This is a genomic window from Protofrankia coriariae (assembly GCF_001017755.1).
Lineage (GTDB): Bacteria > Actinomycetota > Actinomycetes > Frankiales > Frankiaceae > Protofrankia > Protofrankia coriariae.
Genome location: NZ_JWIO01000015.1, coordinates 74,973 through 98,170 on the forward strand (window position 1 = coordinate 74,973; position 23,198 = coordinate 98,170).

Here is a 23,198-nt window from a genome sequence, read left to right on the forward strand (position 1 = left end):
GGCCATCCATCCGCGGAGGGGAGCGCCAGATGACCCGCGCCGGGGTCTCACCCAGGGGCCACGACTACTGTCGACGGCCGTCCGGGGAGCTTTTTCACCACGTGGTTACCGGCCATGCGGGCCGGACCCGGTGCGGCCGGGAACAACCGGCGTCCGGCGAGCGCCCGCCGTTCGCCACCGGTTCGCGACCGAGGTGGCCGACGTGTGGCGCGGGGATCCACGTGGTGTTGTGTCGTAACGATTCCCGGTCGGATTCGCACTGGCCCCGGAAGGGGAACCGTAACCGGCCCGAACGAGCAGTGAATATTTCGTCGTGGTAACGGTTTCCGCATTTCCGGTAAATCCGCCGACGTTCCCACGGCGTGGGCGTCCCGACACGTCGGGACCGCGGCGGACCGTTCCTCGCGGGCTGCGGCCCGCTGCTCGAGGACGGTCGACGATCATTGTCGCCGCCCCTGCGAGTCGGATCATCAGGCCGCGCCCTGCCGGGGCCGTGGGATCGCGCACTCCCGCGCCGACGGGACGGCGGACAGCAGTTCCCGGCCGACCCGAGCCAGCTCATCCGACAGTTCGGTCAGACCCAGCCGCCGGCCGACGGCAGCCCGCACGGCCCTCAGATGCGTGAGCAGGGCACGGGCCTGGTCGATCTCCTCGTCCGGCGCGCCATCGGCGATCAACCGGGCGAGCGACGTCATAACATCGCTTTCCGAGGTCACAGCCTCGGCATATTCACGTGCGGCTATCCATAGTCGGGCCGCGGTGTGCTGCCAGTCGGCCATCGCGGCGGCCATCGGTACCGGGGCTGTGATGCGCTGCAACGTTGGCGTGCTCACCGTGGCATCCGTGGTGCCGGCGGGTTGACCAGCTGGCGGCGCAGCGCACGGCGCTCGTCCTCGTCCAGGCCGCCCCACACCCCCGCCTCCTGCCCGGTGCCAAGCGCCCAGTTGAGGCATTCCCGGATCACCAGACAGCGGCGGCAGACGGCCTTGGCCTCCTCCAGCTGCCGCAGGGCCGGCCCGGTGGTACCGACGGGGAAGAACAGCTCCGGGTCCTCGTCCCGGCAGGCGCTGCGCTGGCGCCAGACTTCCAAATCCTCCGCGGACGGCGGCTCCTGTGTCCGGACCCGGCTCCACATGTATGCGGAGTTCGCGTCCTCGAACTGGCCGCGCAACTCGCCGTCGGCGTCCAGCACAAGAACTCTTCTACCCATACGACACCGTCCTGTGGTCGCGTCGACATGACGACTAAATCGAGCAGAAGCGTACGGCCGGCCCATGTTGCTGTCTACTCACAATGTTTCAGAACGCAGGATCCGGGAATAGCACCCACGGAGACCCGCGGAACCCGGAAATAAGGCCTGGAGAACAACAGTCGGTGTTCCCAGTTCGTTCGGGATGGTGGAATTCAGGGCCCGACGGTACAGCTACCGGCCAGTTCGCAGATCCGCACGATCACCGTCCGGATACTCCGCGTGCGCCCGAGTCCCGCCGCGGCGGGGTTCCGGCCGGGGCCGCATACGGGGCCGACGAATACCCACGGGGGCGGAATCCGGGAAAAATCAAGGTGCTCCTCCGCGGACCAACCAGGAACAACGACTCACCACAGGTGACCGCGGGTCCTTAGACTCCGGTGGGGGGGTTGGCTACGTTCCGAGTACATGCCTTGACATGACGGCCAAATGGGAGAAGGTCAGATGCCTCCTCGAAGGGTTACCATCGGTCCGTTGCAGCATGCACGCCAGATCCGCGGCCTGTCTCTGGCGCGGGCAGCGGAAGAGATCAAGAGTCTCGCCGAGGACATCGGTAGACCGTGGGATGCGTTGACCGCACAGCGCCTCTCGGAGTACGAGGGCGGCAAGCGCCCAAGCTGGGAACACTGTGATCTCCTTGCTCGCTATTACTGCACGAATGTCGTTGCCCTAGGCTGGGCGTGCGACTACACCGGGCCCGAAAGCGGGGCCCTGGCACTCCTGTCCAATTCAGTTGACGATGGGGAGGCTCGATGGGCAGACGCCGATCTCGACCTTCTGTGGAGACCTGACGGATTGAACGTCGGGTTCGAGGAGGTGACCGCCAACATGGAAAGGCGGAAGTTTCTAAGTGTGTCCGGCGTGGCACTGACATCGGTCGCGCACCACTGGCTCATGACCGATTCAGCCGGGCTCGCCGCGACACTCGAGGGAAAGCGTGTGAGCGACTCGCTCGTCGCCGGCTTCGAGCGGCGGGTCGAAACGCTTCGCCGAATGGATGACGTTCTCGGAGGAGATGACATATACGAGCTGTCCATGGCGGAGCTGCGGGTCGCCGTACGCGTCCTGCGGACCGCGCTGTACGGCCACGCCCACGAGGCACGGCTGTACGCCGTGGCCGCCGAGCTCGCCCGGCTGGCCGGCTGGGCGGCGTTCGACAGCGGCTACCACGGGGGTGCCCAGCGGCTGTGGATGGTGGCGCTACGGGCTGCTGGGGAGGCCGGGCAGCCGGCGCTGGGGGCCAACATCCTGCGCTGCATGGCCGAGCAGGCGTCCTGGTACGGCGACCCGAACGACGCCATCACCATGCTCCGCTCGGCTCAGGCCGGCGCCCGCACGGCGATGACCGCCACCGAGAAAGCAGCTATCTCCGGCGCACTCGCTCTCGCGTACGGTCGCGCGGGTGAAAGCGCCTCGGCCGCAAGAACTGCCGAGGACGCGGTTCACCTCATCAATCAGTCCCAGCCGGCGGAGGATCCGCCGCATATTTACTGGTGCGTGCCGCCCTGCATTTCACTGTTCGCCGGTGAGGCGTTGTTGTCCAGTGGCGACGGGGCCGCCGCGATTCCCTACCTGGATGCCGCGGCCGAGGGTCTGGCCGGTGATTTCCCACGCGCCCGCGTGGAAGCCATGACCAGGTTGGGCGTCGCGCACGTGCGGGCCGGAGATGCCGAAGCGGCGGTTCAACTCGGCCATCAGGCCGTCGAACAGGCAGCCCTTCTCGACTCCGGTATGGCTGGCAGAGATGTGGCGACGCTGTGCCGTGAGATCGAACTTACCGGATACCCCGGAGCCGCCGATCTCACGGACCACGCCCGCGTCGCGCTGACCGCCGTCGGCTCAGCCTGACGGTTCACAGGCAACACAGTCATGATCCTTCCACGCCAGAGGCTCCGATCGGATCGGTTCCATCGGTCGGACGGAGCCGGCAGGCTCAGACCGCCTGATTACTGACGGCGACATAATAGCTGGTCTCCGTAACAGGAACCGGCCCCCGCTCCGGCGCCGGACAAGGCGCCGAGGGCCTCGGAGGCAGTCGGGACGACATCATCGCCCCGACTGCCTCCTTCCCTTTTGCCCCGAACACCCGATTCAGCACAATTGAATGATCTTCAGAGTCATTGTCAATGGTGTGATACTCGTCATACGCAAGGATCAATCCGGGACAACCCAAGGCCAAATTTCCAAGATCCAATCTTCCGGGGAGCACTCAGGGATCACATATATGATCTCCGTCGACGGCTCCCATGAGCGACGATCCCGATCCTTACGGTAATGGCGATTACGGAGAGTTAAATATGCCCGAAGTGTCCCGCCAAATGCCCATCCGCGGGGTCCACCTCGACCACACCGCGAACGGGGCAGCCGGTAAGACAGCGGCGGAAGAGTCCGGATCTTCAGGGCCTTTCTGCCCCGCCACCGCGCCGGGAAACTGATAGCCAGGTCACGCCCGGGCGGGCCGCCCGGGTTTGTCCACGCGATCGGATGGCCGGCGCCCGGTGGGTATGCGGTGGGTATTCCATCCACACCGGTATTCACGCGCGCCCGCCACCGGCCCGACCGGACGGCCGGCCCCACGGGCCCGCCACGGAAAAACATGATCGATTCAGTCGCGTCCCCGGGTCGGGCCCGGTGGATACTGATCATCCGAATGTCGATCCACGCTCATGAAGATCAACCAAACGGAAGGCCCATCAAACAAGATCGATTTTTCTGGCCCTCGGCGAGCCGTCAGAGACAGGTCGCACCGGGCAACCGTCCCAGGACGGGCAGGGCCACAAAGCCCTCGGCGTAGGCGACTCCGATCCGGGCGCCCCACAGCCGGCCGAGATTCTCGGCCATGGGAGCGAACTCCTCACCGATCGGCTGGGTGCCACCGTGCGCGCGCAGCGCCTGGAGCTTGACGTCGAAGGTGGCCGTGACATCGACGATCGCGGTGGCCCGCACCGGGCCGTCCATGGTCAGGGAGTTGTAGCTGTCGCAGGTGTAGAGCCGGCGCGGACGGCCGGTGGCAAGCACCGCCCGCGGCAGCGCCTCGAGCACGGCCGCGGCGACCCGCCGGTGGCGCGGATGGACATCGGCTGGCGGATGGGTCACCACAATCTCGGGACAAAGATCGACCAACAGCTCCTGGATTTCGACGGCGAGCCGTTCCGGGTCGAGAACGTGCAGGCGCGCGCCGAGAACGCGCGCCCCCGCCGCGGCCTCGGCCATCCGGTCGGCGGTGTTGCGCGGGACGGCGATGGTGACCCCGGCGGCCCGAGCGTGCAGGGCGAGGGTGCCGCCGGCCCACAGCTCCGCGTCGTCGGGATGAGCCATCACCGCGAGCACGCTGCCCGGACGGGCTGTCCCGGCCGGCGTGGGCGTTCCAGCCGCCGGACCATGGTCATTCATACCGCTGCCCGTTCCCGTCCACCCACGTGCGAGATCCCTTCCGGATCCGGAGCCACCGGCCGAGGAGCGCAGCCGCCGGCCGCGACCGCGCCGGCCACAGCCTGTGGGCCTTCGACCGGAGCACGCTCTAACCCATCCCGAAGTAGCTTGCGTTGATCAGGTCGGGATCGGCGGCGAGAGCCGCCGCGGTGTCGCTGAAGGCTATCCGGCCCCGGTCGAGGATGTACCCGCGGTCCGCCGCGGCGAGGGCGAGCGACACATGCTGCTCGATCAGCAGAATGCCGGTGCCGTGCTCGTCCGCCAGCCGGCGCAGAACGGCCAGCAGGCTGAGTGCGAGATCGGTCGCCAGGCCGGCGGAGAACTCGTCGACCAGCAGCAGCCGTGGCCGGCGGGCGACGGCGCTGGCCAGCGCGAGCTGCTGCCTCTCGCCCCCGGAGAGCTCGCCGCTGCCCCGGTCGAGCAGCGGACGCAGGGTGGGGAAGCTCTCCAGCGTCTTCTCAATCTGGTCACCGGGCCGACGGCCGACAGCCAACCGCAGGATCTGGCGGACCGTCAGGCCGCGCAGCGGTGTGCCGCCCTGCGGCACCACCGCCAGGCCGCGGCGGGNGCCAGGCCGCGGCGGGCGAGCCTGGCCGGGTGCGCCCGCCGCGCCGGCTGCCCGAGCACGGTCACCCGGCCGCCAAACGGCGCGATCGTCCCGGCCACCGTGCGGACCAGGGTCGTCTTGCCGCCACCGTTGGGCCCCAGCAGGGCGACGACCTCGCCGGCCCGGACCTCGAGCGAAAGGTCGTGCAGCACGGGGACACCCGCGTACCCGCTGACGACCTTCTCGACGACCAGCGCCCGCTCCGGCCGGGCCTGTGTGGGCAGCCGTACCGTGCTGGCCGGCGGAGCGCCGAGGTAGATCTCGCGGACCTCGGCGCGCTCACGGACCTCCGCCGGCGGGCCGTGCGCGACCACCCGGCCGCCACTGAGCACCACGACGTCGTCGCAGGCCTCGAAGACCAGCTTGATGTCGTGGTCGACGAGCAGGATCGCGCAGCCACGTTCAGCCAGTCGTCGTATCCGACCGGTGAGGACGGACCGGGCAGTCGAGTCCAGACCAGCCGCCGGCTCGTCCACCAGCAGCACCTGACCGCCCGCGGCCAGCGCACGGCCAAGGCCGACGGCGAGCCGTTCGTCGTGGTTGAGCATGGCCGGCTGCTGGTCCGCGACCGAACCCAGCTCCAGTGTCCAGGCGGGTTCCGGCCCGGCGACCGCCAGGTTCTCGGCAACGGAGAGATCCTCGAACAGCTCCAGCGACTGGAAGGTGCGGGCCAGGCCCCGGCGGAACCGCTCGTGCGGCGGCAGCGGGTTCAGCACCGTCCCGTCCAGGACGATCCGGCCGGCGCTGGACGGAGTGAACCCAGTGATCGCGTCTATCAGAGTGGTCTTCCCGGCGCCGTTCGGCCCGATGAGGCCGGTCACCCGACCGGCACGCAGAGCGAACGACACGTCGTGGACGATCTCGACCTTCCCGTAGCGGACGCACAGCCCGTCGACGTCCAGACGTATGGTCACCGGGCCACCTCGGCATGTCGGGCCAACCGTCGGGTCGGCTTCGATTGTCGCGGATCGTAGGCAAGTCCTTCCGGACGTACCACCGCCAGGACGGCCAGGGCCACACCGCACAGCAACGACTGGTAGCGCGCGAGATGGCCGAAGTTGTCGAGCACCGTGAACACCACACCGCCGGGGGCCAGCAGGCCGCCCAGCATCGCCCCGCGCACGCTCATCACCCCGCCGACCGACGCGATCGCCAGGAAGAACAGGGACGCGAACACCCCGAAGGAGTCGAACGACAGCCTGCCCTGACCGTAACCGATGAGGCATCCGCCGAGGCCGGCGATCCCGGCGGAGACGGCGGACGCGAGCAGCTTGGTCCGGGCCGCGTCGACGCCCACGGCCGAGGCCGCCCGCTCGTTGGAGCGGACCGCGAGCATGCGCAGGCCCGACGTGGACACGCGCAGCCGGGCCACCGCGAAGCCGCACAGCGCGAACACGGCAAGGCAGAGCAGCCCGTACTCCAGCCGTGGGAAGCCCTTCCCGGCCACGCCGAGATCGAGGCCGAAAAGCTTCGGCGGCGGGACGACCGAGCCGGCAAGCCCACCGGTAATCAACGGATTCACAAAGACGATCTCTTGGAAGGCGACCCCGGCGGTGAGCGTGACGATGGCGAGATCGACCCCTCGTATCCGCCGTGACAACGCCCCGAGCACCAGGCCCGCGGCGGTGGCCGCCGCGGTGGCGAGCAGCGGCGCGAGCGGGAACGGCACACCGAGGCCACCCTGCAACCGGGCCAGCAGGAATCCGGCCACCCCGGCCAGTGACATCTGCGCGAGGGAGAGCTGGCCGGCAAACCCGGTCAGCACGACGAAGGACAGGCACACCACGGCGGCGGCCAGGCTGCGTTCCAGACCCAGCCGGTAGGGGCCGGTGAGAACGAGCAGTGCGATCATTCCGGCCGGTACGAGGATGGCGAGATCGCGCAACGGACGCCCGGTCTGCTCCGCGCGGGGCAGCCGCGCGACCGCTGACACGGCCCTGGCCCGCCCGGGTATGAGCTGGCCACGGGTGACCGCGACGACGATGAGAACGAGCAACGGGAACAGCGTCCGCAGACCGGGCTGGTTGAGCCACGGGACGTCGTGCTGCAGGGGCAGGAGAACCGACTGGAGCATGCCGAGCAGCAACGCGCCGACAATAGTGGCGCCGAACGACGACAGCCCACCGAGCAGCGCCGCCGCGAGCGCGGGAACAATGAACAGGGTGTAGGTGGACGGGCTCAGCACGCTGATCGGGGCGACGAGTATTCCGGCGAGCGCGCCGAGCACGGACGCCACAACCCAGCTCACCGCGGCGACGGCCTCCGGCCGGTAACCGAACTGTTCCACCGCCTCGTCGGATTCGGCGACCGCCTTGGTGGCGAGCCCGAACAGCGTCCAGCGGGACACCGCCCACATGATCATTCCGATACCCGTGACCAGTATCGCGAGCAGCGGACGGTCGACCGGAACGGTCACCCCGAACGCGGAGAAGGATTTCTGCGGAAGTACGGAATCAATGAATCTGTTGTCCGACCCGAACTGTAGCACCGCCAGCGCCTGCAGGGCGATCATGAGACCGACCGAGGCGACCAGGGACAGGGCCGGCGGGGCGTGCCGGAGCGGCCGAAATATGAGAAAATACACAAGCAGGCCGAGCAGCGCGGTCATGGCCAGTGACACGGTCAACGCCAGCGCAAAGGTGGGACTGTTGGTCAGATGAATACGGGGCGGAAGACCCACGACAGGCAGGACGATGTCCCCCACGTCCCGCAGTTCCGCATACTGGTAGGTGGCGTACATTGCGAATGCGGCGTGCGCAACATTGACCACCCCCGAGGCACGGTGTATCAGCACCAGCCCAAGTCCCAGCGCCGCATACACCGCGCCCGCGCCCAGACCCAGGATCAGTGCCGCGACATACGTGGACACAGCGCTCTCCAATCGACAGGGCAGCCTGTTGTGGACCAACACGGTGCCTTGTGGGCTAAGGCAGTGTAACTTCTGGCAATATGACGCTGTCCCGCCGTGTCGTCGCAGCAGCCGCAGTCACGTTGGCCGTCCTCGCCGGGTGCACCAGCCAGCGCGGCAGCGGCTCCAACAGCCCAGGTCAGCCCGCAAACCACCTGAACGGACCGCCTGTCAAGATCGGCTTCGTCTCCATGGAGAACACCCCGCTCGGGTCGTTTCCCGAGACACGAATAGCCGCCGAGAGCGCCGTTGCCTACGCCAACGCGGCGCTCGGCGGGGTTCACGGCCGACCGCTTGAACTCGTCCCCTGTGCAACAAATGGCTCACCGGAGTCGTCCCAGGACTGTGCCAACCGGCTCATAGCCGCCGACCCCGTGGCCGTGATCGGCGGGGTGGATCTGAGCACCGAGGCGGCCATGCCGCTCTACCAGCAGGCCAGCATTCCCTATGTCAGCGGATCACCCCAGCTGAGCGGGGAGCTGAGCTCGCCCAACTCCTTCTCGCTGACCGGCGGCACGCTCACGGAACTGCTCGGAATTACCGATTATCTGACCACCACCAAACATGTCACAAAGGTCCATGCCCTGTACGCGGACCTGCCCGGGCTGTTGACCGCCGCCATCCAGGGATCCAGGAGCATTCTGCAGAAAAAAGGGGTGTCGGAGGTCCGGCTGGTGCCGGAGAAAGTTGACACGGCGGACTTCGCCCCGGCTGTCAGCCAGGTCGCGTCCGGAAACCCGGACGCGATTGTCGTTGTTTTCCCGGCTCAGTCGTGTGCCCGTATAGCCCAGGTCGCGGGCAGCCTTCAGGTGAAAGCACCGATATACTTCGTCGGCTCCTGCGCGACGGCCGCGGTGGCGCGTGCCGGCGGCCAGGCCACCGGTAACATGAACTTCGCATCCGGCTATCTTCCACTCGACGCCACCGGCGGCGACCAGGATTCCAGAGCATTTCGCGAGAATGTGCCGGAAGCATCACGCTCGCCATTGTCACAGGCATCTTTCTCGACCGTTCTCGCGGCGCGTTCACTGCTCACTGAAATCACACAGACAACCCCTGGAGATCTTCGGAACGCATTTAGGGCAGCCCGGGATCATCCGAACGTGATGGCCCATTCGTTCACCTGTGACGGCACCCTTATAAAAGCGTTCCCGGCGGTCTGCAACACGGCGGTACGCATTCTGCGGTGGTCGGACGGAGGGTTTGTCGACGCCACCGGCACCTGGGTGGACGGCCGCGAGCTCATGACACTGATCGGATGATCATCAGGCCCACCGGCCGATCGGGCTATCGTCCGACCGGCCCACCGGCACTGCTGATCGCTGGCGGTACCGGTGGGTGGGGCATCCCCGCGCCCTGACATCGAGGTAACCGCTCCGCGACCACCTCGATGCAATCCGTATTGACAATGGTTTCCAAATCGGAGACAGTGCGGCTCGGATGAACCGCCCCCGAGCCGTCCCAGGAGGTTCCGTGTCTCTGACCGTCTCCCCCGATCTGCTCGCCCAGGCCGAACGCGGCCACGTTCCGGACGACGCCTTCCTCACCTGTGTGCGCGACTCGCTGCCGTATGCCTACGAACTGGTCGAACGGCTCGCCGGCGAGCTGCCCGGCAGCGATCGCGACTTCACGGACAACCTCGTCCCGCCGCCGGACGACGCGGCGCAGGGGCAGCTGCTGCGGGCGATGGCGAGCACCTCCATCCGGGCCGCGCTGGAACAGCGCTTCGGCGTGGCGCTCGCCTTCCAGAACTGTCACCGCCTGGCCGCGTTCCGCCCACAGGCCGTCGGCGGGGAGCAGTACCGGCGGTTCGTTTCCAACGAGAGCCAGGTACTCAACCAGCAGCCGGAGTTCGTCAACTGCTGATCATCGACTGTTGGTTCCGCCACTGGCTACCGGACCCGGCGTACCGCCGCGCGTGGGCGCGCCGCCGCCGGGCCCGGGCAGCGAACCCTCCTCGCCCGCGGCACCCATGGTCGTCCGCGCCCCCGGGCGGGCCTGCCGGCGGCGGGCCNCGGCGTCCCGACGGCGGGCGCGAGCAGCACCGACAACGCGAAGATCCCCGAAGCGGTGAGCACGATCGCGCCGCCGGCCGCCACGGACCACTGCTGGCTGATCGCCAGGCCGATGACACCGCTGGCGACCCCGAGTGCGACCGAGAGCATGGTCATGCCCCGCACGCTGTCGCACCACAGCCGGGCCGTCGCCGCTGGCGCCACGATCAGCGCGACCGACAGGATCGTCCCCACCGCCGGCACCGAGGTCACGATCGTCACCTCGACCAGCAACAGGAAGACGACGTCGAGCCGGCCGGCCGGATAGCCGGCCGCGACGGTCGCGTCCCGGTCGAAGGCACCGAAGACGAGTTCCTTGGACAGCAGCGCCAGCACCACCAGCACGACGGCCGCGACAATCCCGGAGGTCACCAGGTCGTCGGCCTGCACGGTGAGGATGGATCCGACCAGGTAGGCGGTGAGATCCCTGGTGAACCCCGACTGGGCCGACAACAGCAGCACCCCGAGGGCGAAGCTGCCGGACAGCACGACGCCGGTGACGCTCGTGTTCTCACCGCGGGCCGACAGCGCGGCCACGGCAAGAACCACCAGGAAGCCGAAAACCCCCGAACCGAGGTAGAGGTTGATCCCCAGGATCGCCGCGAGCACCACCCCCGGGAAGGTGGCGTGCGTCATCGCCATCGCGAAGAAGCTCAGCCGCCGCAGCACCACGTGCACGCCGACCGCACCGCACAGCGCACCGACGAACACCGCCTCGACCAGGGCGCGGCGGGTGTAGGAATCCGACAGCAGGTCCAGGGCGGCCATCTACCGGACGCCTCCGCCCGTACGGGCCCCCGGGGCAAGCCGGCCGGCCGGCAGCTCGTCGACGTCCGCGACATCCTCCGGCAGCCGCGCGCCCCGCCGCCAGCGGCGCCGGACGAGCGGGCCGACGCCCAACGCGAGCAGGTAGAACACGACCAGCGCGAGCACGACCGTGGCTCCCGAGGCGAGCCGCACCCCGTGGTTGATCGACGCCTCGTAGCTGGCCGCGAGCCCCAGCCAGCCGCCGAGCATGCCGAAGAGGACCGCGAGCCCGGTCACGACCAGCAGGCGGTCGGAGAGCAGTCGGGCGGCGGCCGCCGGAACGACCAGGAGCGCGATGCTCAGGATCGTCCCGACGGCCTTGACCGCGGCGACGACGACCAGAGCGATCATCAGGTTCAGGACGAGGTCGAGCAGCACCACGCGATAGCCCATGGCCTGCGCGGTCTGCTGGTCGAACGTCCGCAGCAGCAACTCCTTGCGCAGCGCGTACAGCACCAGGCCGACCGCCACGGCCACTACCGCCGTCTGCGTGATCTGGGCGGAGTCGACGGTGAGCACCCGGCCGAACAGGAACGTCGTCAGGTCGGCGGTGTAGGACCGCTGCCGCGACACGAGCACGACCCCCAGCCCGAAGAACGAGGTCAGCAGGATCGCGAGCGCGGCGTCCTGGCCCACCCGCGCCCTGGCCGCGGCAACGGTGAACAGCACCGCGGCCAGGACCGCGAAGACCAGTGCCCCTGGGACGATCCCGGACTGCCCCGACACCAGATAGCCGATGACGACGCCGGGGAAGACCGCGTGGGTGAGCGCGTCCGCGAGAAAGGCCAGCCGGCGCAGCACCACGAACACTCCGACGCCCCCCGCCAGCGCGCCGAGCAGCAGCACCTCGATCAGCGCCCGCCGCATGAACGGCAGCGCGAACGGATCCAGCAGCAACCGGCTCAGCACAGCGGATCCCTCGTCGGCGCATCCCCTGTCCGGACGCTCCTTGCCGACGCATCCGTCGCCGACCCCCGTGCCGGCGCCCCTCCCACCGACGGCTCCGCTGCCGGCGGACGATCCGGGAACGGGCGATGCGCCCAGGTACGGCTCATGCCGGGTGGCTCGGGGATGGTCACCTTACGGATGGTCGGCTCATGGACGGTCGGCTCACGGATGGGCAACGATGACACCTTCGCCCCGCAGCTCGAGCGCGGCGCTGCCGTAGGCCGCCCGCAGTCGCTCGGGGGTGAGCGTCGCCGCGGTCGGGCCGAAACCGAACTGGTGCCGGTTGACCAGGCAGACGTCATCGCAGGCCAGGTGCGCCAGGGACAGGTCGTGGGTGCTGATGACAACGGTGGTACCGGCCGCGCGCAGACCATCGATCGCTGACAGCAGCGCCTGCTGGGAGAGCGTGTCCACCCCGTTGAACGGCTCGTCCAGCAGCAACAGCCTGGGCTGCTGGGTCATCGCTCGGGCGAGCAGCACCCGCTGCCGCTGACCACCGGACAAGGTGCCGAAACGGTCGCCACCGCGGTGGGCGAGTCCCACCGCGGCCAGCGCCTCGGCGGCGATCAGCCGGTCGGACCGACGCGGCCGGCGTACCCAGCCGATCTGGCGGTAACGGCCCATCAGCACGACCTGGCTGACGGAGACCGGAAAATCCGGATCCAGGACGTCGGCCTGCGGGACGTAGGCGACGTCCTGACGGGCCCGGGCCGGTGTCCGGCCGAGCACCTGGATGCGGCCGCGGACGACCGGGACGAGCCCGAGGATCGCCTTGATCAGGGTCGACTTGCCGCCCCCGTTCGGGCCGATGAGGGCAACCATGTGCCCCGCGCGCACCACCCCGTCCACGTCCTCGAGGACGGGCACCCGGCCGTAGGCGACGCTTGCGCGATCGAAGACCACAGCGGGGGAGGGGCTGTCGTCAGCGTTCACCGGGACTGTGCCGACGCCGACGTCGGCGCTGGCGTCGGCGTCGGCGCTGACCTGGGAGTCGACCACCTGTTGCTTCACTTCACCATGCCTCACCTCAGACCCCGACGGCCTGTCGCGGTTCACAACTTCAGCAGCCCCGTCCCGGACCGGCCCCGCTCCAGCCCATCCGAAGGATCCTCAGGCCCGGGTCAGGTCCCACCTCGCCCCCGTGCCGGCCCCCGTGCCGGCCCCCGTGCCGGCCGTCATATCGGCCCCGTGCCAGCCGTCACGTCAACGCATCATTGCAGCTCATTTCAGAGCGTTGACGATTGTCCTGGTGTTGTGCTCCTCCATCTGCAGGTAGGTCGCACCGTCCGAGCCCTGCGGGCCAAGGGTGTCGCCGTACAGGGAGTCCTCACCCGCCACCACCTTGACGCCGGCCTCCCGACCGATCGTCTCAGCCGTGTTCGGCGGCAGCGACGACTCGGAGAAGACCGCTTTGGCCCCGGTAGATTTGATCTTGTCCACGAGATCGCTGATGTCGCGACCGGACAGCTCCGCCGACGTGTCGAAACTCGGGATGATCGACCCGACAAAGGTCAGCTGGTACCGGTCGACGTAGTAGCCGAACGCGTCGTGATTGGTCACCAGCTTGCGGTTGGCGGGCGGCAGCGAGTCGATCTGTCGCCTGATGTCGGCGTCCAGCGCGTCGAGCCTGCCGTCGTAGGCGGCGCGGTTGGCCTGGTAGGCGGCGGCCCCGGCCGGGTCCGCGGCGGTGAACGCCTGCTCGATGTCAGCAGTCATGATCTTGACGTTGAGCGGGTTGTGCCAGATGTGCGGATCCCCGTCCTTCTCCTCTTCCTCACCGTTGCCCGGACGGATCTTCACACCTCGGCTGGCGTCGACCCGGGTGCCTTCGAAACCCGCGGAAGCGATCGTCTCGTCGAGCCACTTCTCCAGGCCGACACCGTTGGCCACCAGTACGTCGGCCTCACCGATCGCCTTGACATCGGCCGGTGAGGGCTCGTAGTCGTGCGGGTCGACGTTGGGCCGCAGGATCTGTGTCACCTGGACCCGGTCACCGCCCACCGCCCGCACGAAGTCGGCGACCTGGGTGGTCGTGGCCACCACCTGGAGCTTCTCCGGCGGCGCCGCCGACGCGGGCCCATCGTCATCATCGGAGCCACAGCCGGCGACGAACAGGGCGAGCAGCGCGAGCAGCGCGAGACCGGCAGCGCGGTGGACGCTGACGACGCCTGCGGACGAACGAATCCGGGACATACGTGGGACGACTCCATCCTGGGGACGACAACCACGTAATGGAAACGGTTCCCGGTTCGGGTGTCAAATCAGGCCGTCACCACCCTCCCGGGCACCACCCACCCTCCCGGGCACCAGTCCGGCATTCCGGGACGCGCGACAAACATATGATCACGAAAAGCGGCCACCCGGAGTTCCTCTGGAGTGGGCCCCGCCCCCGCTGCGCACAACCGGGCACGTAAACACTCAGGGCACGTAACATCCACGGCGCATGACCTGGCGACGCGCGGCAGACGGCAGATCGTCCGGCTGTTGGCGCGGTCCCTACCGCGCCGAACACCAGCATCACACCTGGACAATCATGAAGCCGTACACCAGCCATCCCGTCGCCGAACGGCCCGGACCGGCGACCCCGGAACAGTTCACCGGGCCCGACCAACGGCCGGATTTCACTTCTCGACGGGCGGATGTTTCCGGACACGTTCGTGACGGCGCGTCCAGAAAACATCCGAAAGGCCTCTCCAGGCCGGTTGCTCCCGGCCGGCTACGGGACGAAACCGAAGCCGTGCGTCCGGCCCGCGGCCATCACCGGCCATCACCGGCCAGTGTTGTGGATGATCTGCCGCGGTTCCACCCGAACCGTGATCCGCTGTTCGTCCGGCCGGCGGAAAGGATAGCTGTCCACGCCGAGATACTTCTTCGCGAGACGGTCGATGACGGCGTCGGCGCTGTCGATCTCGAGGCGGGCCGTCCCTGAGACGCTGACCAGGTGGTAGGCGTCCTCCGGGTCGAGCACACCGATCGAGACCCGCGGATCCTTGCGCAGGTGCCGTTCCTTGGCCCGGCCGACCGCCGTGTTGAAAATGATCTCGTCGCCATCCACGTCGACCCAGACGACCGTGCTGTGCGGCGACCCGTCCGGGCGCAGGGTGGTCACCCAGGCGTACACCGGCCGGCTCAGCAGATTCCGGGCATCCTCGTTGAGTGTGGCCATCGAGTTCCTCTCCGCTCGACATCGAGGTCAGGTTCAGGATAATCCCAGACCCGCCGAGAAAATTTCCGATCGAAACCAGGAACACGCCCGGAATTTTGCACCCGCCGGACGAGCTGGCCGGAAAAAACAAGTGGAACATCCGAAAATGCTTCCAGCGTCCGGGAAAAGGCATGTTCGACCACAAAACGGCGATCGGACGGGCACCACACTGAGCGGGCTGACGGAACCGCAGCCGGGACAGGCCCGGTCGCACCCGGCCGCGCAGGCGCGTAAAGACCGTCGTAAAGACTGTTCGGTCACATGGCTGTCCGGTCACGTGAAGAACGCGTTTCGAGCCGTGTTTCCAGGCGTCGATGGCCCCGAAGAGACCGCTCTCGCGGATGTCACGTGCTGGACGACGGCCTACCGACCAGCACGCCGAAGCCGGCGTCGATGCGGATCAGCGCCCCCGTGACGCCTCGCATACCCACGTCGACGGTCTGCGCGATCACCACGGCGATGTCCTCGGGCTCGAGCACGCGCCCCAGGATCGAGTGGTCCTCGAGATGCTTCTCGCGCTCGGGTGTGAGGACCGCGGCGGTCGCCTCGGTGCGAACGCCGCCCGGGGCGATCGTGTTGACCGTGACCCCGTACACCGCCGCTTCCGCGGCAACATGGCGGCTGAAGGTGTTCAGCGCCGACTTCGCCGTCGAGTGGGCGAGCCTGCCGGGCCCGACGTAGTCGGCGGCGGTGCTGGAGACGTACACGATCCTGCCGCCGCCATGGCGTCGCATCGCGGCCAGTACGTGCTGGGTGACGAAGAAGGCCCCGGCGAGCTCACCGCTGACCTTGTCGATGAAGTCCTTCCACGCCAGGGACGCAAACGGGGCGAACGGCGGGGCCACGGTGTTGGCGTTGCAGACCAGCACATCGATGTGGCCCCGGTCAGCCAGGACGGTGTCGACCATCCGCTCGACCTGGTCAGGATCGCAGACGTCGGCCTGGACGCACTCGGCCGTCGCCCCCGCGGCCGCGATGTCGAGGGCGACCGCGCGGGCGGCATCGGCGTTGCTCCGAAAATTGATCACTACATGATAGCCGCGGCGGCCCAGTTCGCGGGCTGTCGCCGCGCCGATGCCGCGGCCTCCACCGGTGACCAGCGCCACCTCGCGTGATCCACTCATCGCGCCTCCGTCCCAGGCCCCCGACTCGACTCTCCGGTGTCGCCCCTCTGGTAACCAGAGTATAGGAGCTTACTTTTAGTAAGAAGCGATACCCGGGTATGCTCTGTGGCGTGTCGGCACGTCCGCAGCCCCCCGAGAGCCTCCCGGGAGGTACAGCCGACGACGCGTTCCGCAGCGACTGCCTCGCTCGCGTGGTGCTCGACCACGTCACCAGCCGTTGGGGCGTGCTGGTCCTCACCGGGCTGGCCGCTGGTCCGCTCCGGTTCCACGAACTGCGGACGAAGATCGAAGGAATCAGCGAGAAGATGCTCTCCCAGACGCTGCGCACCCTCGTCCGGGACGGCTTGGTCGAGCGCACGGTGGAGCCCTCGTCCCCACCCAGGGTCAGCTACAGCCTCACCCCGCTTGGCGAGGGGCTGACCCGGCCTCTCCAGCAACTGTTCGTCTGGATCCGGGACCACGCCCAGCTGGTCAGCGCCGCGCAGGACCGCCACGACACGCGATCAGACGGCCAGTCCGACTGAAACCGCGCCGGAGGCCGGACGCCCGATTCCTCGCATTGCCCGCCCCGCCAGCGGCCCGGCGGGCCGGGCCTTCTCGTACGAGCACCTATCCGACTGGTACGGAAATTTTTTCTTTTTCTGGACAAATATTACAAACGGTCGCCTGTCGAGCGGACAGCCCCGGACACGGCGGGAGCGCGACATCGCCGTCCACTGTCAGATAGGCGACAGTTTCCAGGAAGGTACTCGGAAGACAGCCGCCGATTACTCGACAGCCACTCCAGGCGCCGCTGCCACGACTCCTAGTAGTCATCGCATAGAGTTGCCAGCAACTGTTACTCTGCGTAAGAGATTGGATCCAGTGAGCGGTTGATTTGGCGCTTATCAGTTCAAGGAGCGGAGATGCGCTGGGGTCGGGGTCAGCGGGTCGGAGCCGGCGAATCGGGCTGTGGGCTCCCACGATGACCGCGCGATCACATCGCCAGCCGCGGCCGAAGCTCCGGGCGGCCGGCTGTTTCGCCTCCGGGACGGCTGGCCAGAACGCAGCCACCGATCGGGGCGCGTCCAGTGGACGCGGGCCGACACGGCCGGCGATCCGATCGGTCTCCCGCACCATGGAGGGTAGCGAGGTCCCCGGACAGCGTGACCAGGGATCCGTGCCGTCGCCCGATGGCGGCACGGATGGTGGTGGCCGGGAAAAGCCCTGGTTCCCCGCGCACCGAAGAATCGAAGACGACGTAACCATGCTTCTTTCGCGCCGCCGGCGACCGAAAATCCCCGGTTCACCGAGCGGGAGCGCCCGAGAACAGGGCATTCGATCAACCAGCGGCGACCGGGTGGATACCTCCGTAAATCGATGTATCCGTATACAGACACGCCAGGCCGACATCGACCTCGGCCGTGACCGGCTCCTGGCAGCAACCGAATGCTCCGCACTCCAGAAAGGACCACATGACAACACTGACGGAGCGAGTTGGCCGGCCGAGCCGATCCGCCCTTCTCGCTGACGCCCCCGCCGTTCGCAACCGCACCCGGCGGCCGTACCTTGTCGGTTCCGCCGTGGCCACCCCGCCACGAGTCGACCAGGACGACCTGTGGGAATTCTTCCGCGAGCACTTCGCGGCCAACCCTCTCGTCGAGAAAATATGGGCCTCGTCCGGAATCGTGACCCGGCACTACGCCGTCGATCCGCGCAAGGAACCCAGCACCGAATGGACCACCGGCGAACGGATGCGCCGCTACCTCACCGAAGCGCTCCCCCTCGGCCGCCAGGCCGCCGCCGACGCCCTCACCTCAGCCGGCCTCACCCCCGCCGACCTCGGACTGTTCGCCGTCGCGTCATCCACCGGGCATGTCACCCCCGGTCTGGACATCCTGCTCTCCCACGAACTGGGCATGCCGGCGAACATGCGCCGCGTCATCATCGGCCACATGGGCTGCCACGCCGCGGTCCCCGGCCTCGGCACGGTCGCCGAATACGTCGCCGTCCACGGCAAACCCGCACTCCTGCTCTGCGTCGAACTCTCCAGCCTGCACGCCCAGCCCAAATCACCCACCCTGCACGCGGGCAACCCCACCATCGAGGACTTCGAGCAGATCGTCGCGCACTCGCTGTTCGCCGACGGGGCCGCCGCCGTCGTGGTCGCGCCTTTCGAACGGGCATTTTCGGCGGGTGGCACAGCAAATCTGGAAGTCCTTGACGTCACGGCCCTCACCGATGGCAGCGTCAGCGACTACATGGGTCTGGTCGTCACCGACCACGGATTCCGGATGCGGCTGTCACCCCAGGTCCCGGAGGTGCTCGAACGCCACGTCGCAGACCTCGTCACCACCCTCCTCGCCGCGCACGGCCACACCCTCGACGACGTCGACGGCTGGGCCATCCACCCCGGCGGCGCGCGCATTCTGCGGGTCGTCGCGGACCAGCTCCAGCTCAGCGAGGAAGCGACCGCCCCCTCCTACGACATCCTCCGCGAGTACGGCAACTGTGCCAGTCCCACGGTGCTGATAGTTCTCCAGCGGCTGCTGCGGACCCGCGAGATCCGACCGGGCAAGGTGGCGGTCGCCCTCGGGTTCGGCCCCGGCCTGACCCTGTTCGCCGCCCTGCTGAAAGCCCACTGACAGCCTGTTGACAGCCCACTGACAGCCACCGAAAACCGATGGCCAGAATATTCATGAGATCCGCTCAGGAATTATCCGTATGAACCATTCGTGTCCGGAAAGCCCCGGAAGTGGACGAATGTAGCCCGACCCACAGTTTGCCCCGAGAATCGCCCCGGAACCTGCCCCGGCACGGACCGGGCTCCGGTACCCGCCCGAGGCCCGGCAGCCGTTGTCGTCTCCTTAACAGCACCAGCCTCAATCACACAGAGTAATCGATTCGTGTTACTCTGTACGAGGACTCGGCTTCGAAGAGCGGAGCGGCAGCCGAGGCCGGCAGGCTCGCGCAACGGGTCCGGATTCAGCGGCGGCTCGTTCCTCCAGGCCGCCGTGTCCGGGCCCGAAAACATATCGCAAGGTGACAGGAGGGAAGCGCCGGAAATCCTGGGCGTCGACCGACGATCCGGAACACCCACGCCGTGACGAGCGGGGACCTGTGTCATCGCGACACAACGACACAGGCCAGGAACGGCACGGGGGTGATGTACGGGAAGCAAGGAAACGCCACACCCCCGGCACCGTGAGCTGGACAACCCTGTCCTCGACGGCTCCGGAAACGCCGCCGGACCGACACCGGCTCACCAGCCGTGACCACATGCTCCGTACCTAAGGAAGGACCACATGACGCTGACCGAGCAGATTGACCTGCCGGGTACGTCCACTTTTCTCGCCGACACCCCTGCCGTTCGCGATCTCGCCAGGCCGTACATTGTCGGCACCGCCGTGGCCACCCCACCACGGCTCAGCCAGGACGACCTGTGGGAAGCTTTCCGCGAGCACTTCGCGGCCAACCCTCTCGTCGAGAAAATATGGGCCTCGTCCGGAATCGTGACCCGGCACTACGCCGTCGATCCGCGCAAGGAACCCAGCACCGAATGGACCACCGGCGAACGGATGCGCCGCTACCTCACCGAAGCGCTCCCCCTCGGCCGCCAGGCCGCCGCCGACGCCCTCACCTCAGCCGGCCTCACCCCCGCCGACCTCGGACTGTTCGCCGTCGTGTCCTGCACCGGCTACGTGACCCCGGGCCTGGACATCCTGCTCTCCCACGAACTGGGCATGCCGGCGAACATGCGCCGCGTCATCATCGGCCACATGGGCTGCCACGCCGCGGTCCCCGGCCTCGGCACGGTCGCCGAATACGTCGCCGTCCACGGCAAACCCGCACTCCTGCTCTGCGTCGAACTCTCCAGCCTGCACGCCCAGCCCAAATCACCCACCCTGCACGCGGGCAACCCCACCATCGAGGACTTCGAGCAGATCGTCGCGCACTCGCTGTTCGCCGACGGGGCCGCCGCCGTCGTGGTCGCGCCCGATCAGCAGCCAGCCAGCGCCGTGGCCAGCCAGCTCGAGATCGTCGACGTGATGGCGAGCACGGACAGCAGCGTCAGCGACTACATGGGCTGGCTCGTCACCGACCACGGATTCCGGATGCGGCTGTCACCCCAGGTCCCGGAGGTGCTCGAACGCCACGTCGCAGACCTCGTCACCACCCTCCTCGCCGCGCACGGCCACACCCTCGACGACGTCGACGGCTGGGCCATCCACCCCGGCGGCGCGCGCATTCTGCGGGTCGTCGCGGACCAGCTCCAGCTCAGCGAGGAAGCGACCGCCCCCTCCTACGACATTCTCCGCGAATACGGCAACTGCTCGAGTGCGACCGTTCTGATCATCCTTCAGCGGCTGCTGCGGACCCGCGAGATCCGACCGGGCAAGGTGGCGGTCGCCCTCGGGTTCGGCCCCGGCCTGACCCTGTTCGCCGCCCTGCTGAAAGCCCACTGACAGAACGCCGACAACCACACAGGCCACCAGCGGCTGCCGGTGGCCTGTGTGGGCCAGGCTGCCGGCAGCCGCCACTCCGCCACTGCCCGGACCCGCCGACACCCGATGATCCGCGCGGGGTGCGAGGACGTCCGCCGCACTCCATGCGACACGAGACGCGGCGCCGGGCACAGCCACGGCAATGCCGCCCGCCCGGTCCCGGTCCCGGTCATCCGCGCCGGGCCGGCCGTGGCCCGTGCACGTCCCCGCCCCGCAACGCCCGAAGGATGCCGGCATGCCGTCGCTCACCCCCCGAGAAATTCCCGTCGTCATCGTCGGTGCCGGGCCCAGCGGTACGACAGCGGCCAATCTTCTCGGCCGGCAGGGCATCGCCTGTCTCGTCGTCGAGCGCCACCACGACATCTACCCGCTGCCCCGGGCCGTACATCTTGACGACGAAACGTTGCGGATCATGCAGTCCGCCGGTCTCGCCGACGAGGTACGGGCCATCACCAGACCCGCGCTGGGCCTGCAGCTGCTGAACGCCGACCACCAGCCGTTCGCCCGCTTCCAGCGGGATCCCGTCGACAGTGGGCAGGGCCATCCCGGGGCCAACATGTTCGACCAGGCCATGCTGGAGGCTGTGCTCCGCCGGGGGCTCGCCCGCTTCCCGCACGTCGACCTGCGATGCGGTGCCGAAGCCGTCGCCGTCGAGACCGGGCACACCCACGGCCCAGCCCCGCTGCGCGTCACGATCCGTGACCACGTCTCCGGTCGTCTCGAGCAGGTCTGGACCCACGCCGTCCTCGGCTGCGACGGCGCGAACGGCAGCAGCCGCGCAACCGTCGGCACCACCATGGAAGATCTGCGTTTCACCCAGTCCTGGCTGGTCGTCGACGTGCACAGCGAGCAGCCGCTGGCGAACTGGGACGGCATCCACCAGGTCTGCGACCGACGCCGTGCCGCCACGTACATGCGGATCGGCCCGCGGCGCTACCGCTGGGAGTTCCAGATCCGGGCCGGTGAATCCGCTCACGAACTGTCACGAATCGAGGTCGTCCGCCAGCTCGTCGCGCCCTGGCTCGGCGGCGTCGACCCACGACAGCTCACCGTCGTACGCCAGACCACCTACACCTTCCACGCGCTCGTCGCCCGGCGCTGGCGGCGCGGGCGGGTGTTCCTCCTCGGTGACGCCGCGCATCAGACACCGCCGTTCCTCGGCCAGGGGCTGTGTGCCGGCGTCCGCGACGCGGCGAACCTCACCTGGAAACTCGGCCTCGTCCTGGCTGGCCATGCCGACGAGCGGCTTCTGGACAGTTACCAGAGCGAGCGTCGGCCGCACGCCCGCCAACTGGTCCGTATGGCGGTCATGCTCGGCCGGACGATGACCAGTGGCACAACCGCCGTGGGCACGGCGCGCCAGGCCCTGTTCGTCCAGGCCGCCGGCCTGGACGCCTTCCAACGGCTGATGGAACGCTCGGCGAGCCCGCCGCTGCGCCCCGGCCCGCTCGTCAGGCCGGCGTCGCGGCTGTTGCCGGGCCGCCGGCAGCCCGCCGGGCGGCTGTGCCCGCAGCCGCTGGTCCGCACCGCCGCCGGCACCGACACCGCCGCGCCCGTCGAGATCCCACTGGACGACCTGCTGGGCGACGGCTTCGCCGTCCTCGCCCACTGCACCGACTGGATCTTCGCCTTCAACTGGGCCTCCGTCATCGGCGAGGACACCCGGGCCTTCTTCGCCCGGTTGCGCACCCGCTACGTCGGCATCGTCCCGGCACCCGCCCCCCTCCCGGCGACCTCGGACGACGTCAGGCTCATCCATGATCCGAGCGGGGCGCTCGACCGCTGGCTGACCCGTCACCGTGCCCACGCCGTGCTGCTACGGCCGGACCGCACCGTGTTCGCCACCGCTCGCACCCTCGACCTGATCCGGTGGCGCCACGAACTCGCGTCCGCCGGGATGCGGGACATCCTCCCGCCTGCGCGCCTGGCCGGCCTGGAGCGGCAGCCACAGCAGTCCGCNNCGGCAGCCACAGCAGTCCGCTGTCAGTAGCGCCGGCCGACGAGGTCACCATGCCCGTACGCCGGTTGAGCCGGGTTCGATGGATCTTCGGTCGTAACCTGTCCGGGAGGTTCGGAAGCACCGAGACTGTTCCCGTCGCCGCTGCGGGGATTTTCACCCCGTCCGCGGTGATGTGTTGTAGATGATATGTCATATATCTGACATACCGGGTGCTGCTGGCCTGGCCCCCTGTCCGCGATACCCACCGCGCCCCGCGGGTATCGGGGTTTCGATCATCGATTCGATCAGTCCGACCGAGTCGGCCGGCCCAGGCCTGGGGGCTTCGCCCGTGGACCTGCCGGCAGGCCGCGCGTGGACAGCGCCGTGGCGTTCACAGCCGGGCGCCCGCCGGGGCGGTCGAGCACCCGCCGAACCGGCGGG

19 protein-coding genes are annotated in these 23,198 nt (G+C 68.5%); 7 read left to right on the plus strand and 12 right to left on the minus strand.

Annotated elements, in window-relative coordinates:
* Positions 1 to 470 precede the first annotated feature (470 nt).
* Positions 471 to 833 (minus strand): hypothetical protein, encoded by a 363-nt coding sequence (locus tag FrCorBMG51_RS11685; RefSeq protein ID WP_047223097.1) that lies wholly within the window; start codon positions 831 to 833, stop codon positions 471 to 473.
* Positions 830 to 1,210, minus strand: coding sequence for a WhiB family transcriptional regulator (locus FrCorBMG51_RS11690; RefSeq protein ID WP_476742147.1), 381 nt, complete (start codon positions 1,208 to 1,210; stop codon positions 830 to 832). The genes FrCorBMG51_RS11685 and FrCorBMG51_RS11690 overlap by 4 nt, the downstream gene beginning before the upstream one ends.
* Positions 1,211 to 2,188: 978 nt before the next feature.
* On the opposite strand from FrCorBMG51_RS11690, the gene FrCorBMG51_RS11695 reads away from it, so the two are divergent.
* Positions 2,189 to 3,097, plus strand: a complete 909-nt coding sequence (locus tag FrCorBMG51_RS11695) for an NsdA family TPR-like regulatory protein (protein WP_157180474.1) — start codon at positions 2,189 to 2,191, stop codon at positions 3,095 to 3,097.
* Positions 3,098 to 3,979: 882 nt separating this feature from the next.
* Here the strand turns inward: FrCorBMG51_RS11695 and FrCorBMG51_RS11700 are convergent.
* From FrCorBMG51_RS11700 to FrCorBMG51_RS11710, 4 genes are all read right to left on the minus strand, one after another.
* Positions 3,980 to 4,642, minus strand: coding sequence for a PIG-L deacetylase family protein (locus FrCorBMG51_RS11700; RefSeq protein WP_047223099.1), 663 nt, complete (start codon positions 4,640 to 4,642; stop codon positions 3,980 to 3,982).
* Positions 4,643 to 4,769: 127 nt separating this feature from the next.
* A complete protein-coding gene (locus tag FrCorBMG51_RS32525) occupies positions 4,770 to 5,231 on the minus strand; it encodes an ATP-binding cassette domain-containing protein (RefSeq protein ID WP_268760552.1) in 462 nt (153 codons plus the stop codon).
* Entirely contained in the window at positions 5,195 to 6,313 is a 1,119-nt protein-coding gene (locus FrCorBMG51_RS11705) for an ABC transporter ATP-binding protein (protein ID WP_476742148.1), read from the minus strand. The genes FrCorBMG51_RS32525 and FrCorBMG51_RS11705 overlap by 37 nt, the downstream gene beginning before the upstream one ends.
* On the minus strand, positions 6,199 to 8,157 hold the full coding sequence (locus FrCorBMG51_RS11710; RefSeq protein WP_047223100.1) for a branched-chain amino acid ABC transporter permease: 1,959 nt from the start codon (positions 8,155 to 8,157) through the stop codon (positions 6,199 to 6,201). The genes FrCorBMG51_RS11705 and FrCorBMG51_RS11710 overlap by 115 nt, the downstream gene beginning before the upstream one ends.
* Before the next feature lie 215 nt (positions 8,158 to 8,372).
* On the opposite strand from FrCorBMG51_RS11710, the gene FrCorBMG51_RS11715 reads away from it, so the two are divergent.
* Positions 8,373 to 9,458: an ABC transporter substrate-binding protein gene (locus FrCorBMG51_RS11715; RefSeq protein WP_268760554.1), complete on the plus strand. Its 1,086-nt coding sequence runs from the start codon at positions 8,373 to 8,375 to the stop codon at positions 9,456 to 9,458.
* 211 nt (positions 9,459 to 9,669) lie between these two features.
* Positions 9,670 to 10,062 carry an SCO5389 family protein gene (locus tag FrCorBMG51_RS11720; RefSeq protein WP_047223102.1) on the plus strand — a complete coding sequence of 131 codons (393 nt, stop codon included), beginning with the start codon at positions 9,670 to 9,672 and terminating at the stop codon, positions 10,060 to 10,062.
* Between the two features lie 26 nt (positions 10,063 to 10,088).
* Here FrCorBMG51_RS11720 and FrCorBMG51_RS11725 read toward each other — a convergent pair whose 3' ends face one another.
* The 6 genes from FrCorBMG51_RS11725 to FrCorBMG51_RS11750 all read right to left on the minus strand — a co-directional run bounded on the left by FrCorBMG51_RS11725 (position 10,089) and on the right by FrCorBMG51_RS11750 (position 16,334).
* Positions 10,089 to 11,018: a metal ABC transporter permease gene (locus FrCorBMG51_RS11725; protein WP_086055393.1), complete on the minus strand. Its 930-nt coding sequence runs from the start codon at positions 11,016 to 11,018 to the stop codon at positions 10,089 to 10,091.
* Positions 11,019 to 11,966 (minus strand): metal ABC transporter permease, encoded by a 948-nt coding sequence (locus tag FrCorBMG51_RS11730; protein ID WP_076844014.1) that lies wholly within the window; start codon positions 11,964 to 11,966, stop codon positions 11,019 to 11,021.
* 201 nt (positions 11,967 to 12,167) lie between these two features.
* Positions 12,168 to 13,016: a metal ABC transporter ATP-binding protein gene (locus FrCorBMG51_RS11735; protein ID WP_083731160.1), complete on the minus strand. Its 849-nt coding sequence runs from the start codon at positions 13,014 to 13,016 to the stop codon at positions 12,168 to 12,170.
* Positions 13,017 to 13,226: 210 nt separating this feature from the next.
* Entirely contained in the window at positions 13,227 to 14,198 is a 972-nt protein-coding gene (locus FrCorBMG51_RS11740; protein WP_047223103.1) for a metal ABC transporter substrate-binding protein, read from the minus strand.
* 574 nt (positions 14,199 to 14,772) lie between these two features.
* Positions 14,773 to 15,171: a PPOX class F420-dependent oxidoreductase gene (locus tag FrCorBMG51_RS11745; protein ID WP_047223104.1), complete on the minus strand. Its 399-nt coding sequence runs from the start codon at positions 15,169 to 15,171 to the stop codon at positions 14,773 to 14,775.
* 383 nt (positions 15,172 to 15,554) lie between these two features.
* The gene (locus tag FrCorBMG51_RS11750) at positions 15,555 to 16,334 is read right to left on the minus strand and encodes an SDR family NAD(P)-dependent oxidoreductase (protein WP_047223105.1); all 780 of its coding nucleotides are present in this window, start codon (positions 16,332 to 16,334) and stop codon (positions 15,555 to 15,557) included.
* A gap of 98 nt (positions 16,335 to 16,432) precedes the next feature.
* On the opposite strand from FrCorBMG51_RS11750, the gene FrCorBMG51_RS11755 reads away from it, so the two are divergent.
* The 4 genes from FrCorBMG51_RS11755 (at position 16,433) to mhpA (ending at position 22,808) form a co-directional block, all read left to right on the plus strand.
* The gene (locus tag FrCorBMG51_RS11755; RefSeq protein WP_047223106.1) at positions 16,433 to 16,858 is read left to right on the plus strand and encodes a winged helix-turn-helix transcriptional regulator; all 426 of its coding nucleotides are present in this window, start codon (positions 16,433 to 16,435) and stop codon (positions 16,856 to 16,858) included.
* Between the two features lie 930 nt (positions 16,859 to 17,788).
* Positions 17,789 to 18,958, plus strand: a complete 1,170-nt coding sequence (locus tag FrCorBMG51_RS11760) for a type III polyketide synthase (protein WP_086055394.1) — start codon at positions 17,789 to 17,791, stop codon at positions 18,956 to 18,958.
* A 660-nt stretch (positions 18,959 to 19,618) separates the two neighbouring features.
* Positions 19,619 to 20,779, plus strand: a complete 1,161-nt coding sequence (locus FrCorBMG51_RS11765; RefSeq protein ID WP_086055395.1) for a type III polyketide synthase — start codon at positions 19,619 to 19,621, stop codon at positions 20,777 to 20,779.
* 274 nt (positions 20,780 to 21,053) lie between these two features.
* A complete protein-coding gene (gene mhpA, locus FrCorBMG51_RS11770; protein WP_052914592.1) occupies positions 21,054 to 22,808 on the plus strand; it encodes a bifunctional 3-(3-hydroxy-phenyl)propionate/3-hydroxycinnamic acid hydroxylase MhpA in 1,755 nt (584 codons plus the stop codon).
* Positions 22,809 to 23,198: the final 390 nt, after the last annotated feature.

Bases quoted from the DNA above. Each gene is read 5' to 3' on its own strand.
- FrCorBMG51_RS11690 (WP_476742147.1), bottom strand. From the start codon at position 1,210: ATGGGTAGAAGAGTTCTTGTGCTGGACGCCGACGGCGAGTTGCGCGGC.
- FrCorBMG51_RS11700 (WP_047223099.1), bottom strand. From the start codon at position 4,642: ATGAATGACCATGGTCCGGCGGCTGGAACGCCCACGCCGGCCGGGACA.
- FrCorBMG51_RS11740 (WP_047223103.1), bottom strand. From the start codon at position 14,198: ATGTCCCGGATTCGTTCGTCCGCAGGCGTCGTCAGCGTCCACCGCGCT.
- FrCorBMG51_RS11745 (WP_047223104.1), bottom strand. From the start codon at position 15,171: ATGGCCACACTCAACGAGGATGCCCGGAATCTGCTGAGCCGGCCGGTG.
- FrCorBMG51_RS11750 (WP_047223105.1), bottom strand. From the start codon at position 16,334: ATGAGTGGATCACGCGAGGTGGCGCTGGTCACCGGTGGAGGCCGCGGC.
- FrCorBMG51_RS11755 (WP_047223106.1), top strand. From the start codon at position 16,433: ATGCTCTGTGGCGTGTCGGCACGTCCGCAGCCCCCCGAGAGCCTCCCG.
- FrCorBMG51_RS11760 (WP_086055394.1), top strand. From the start codon at position 17,789: ATGACAACACTGACGGAGCGAGTTGGCCGGCCGAGCCGATCCGCCCTT.
- FrCorBMG51_RS11765 (WP_086055395.1), top strand. From the start codon at position 19,619: ATGACGCTGACCGAGCAGATTGACCTGCCGGGTACGTCCACTTTTCTC.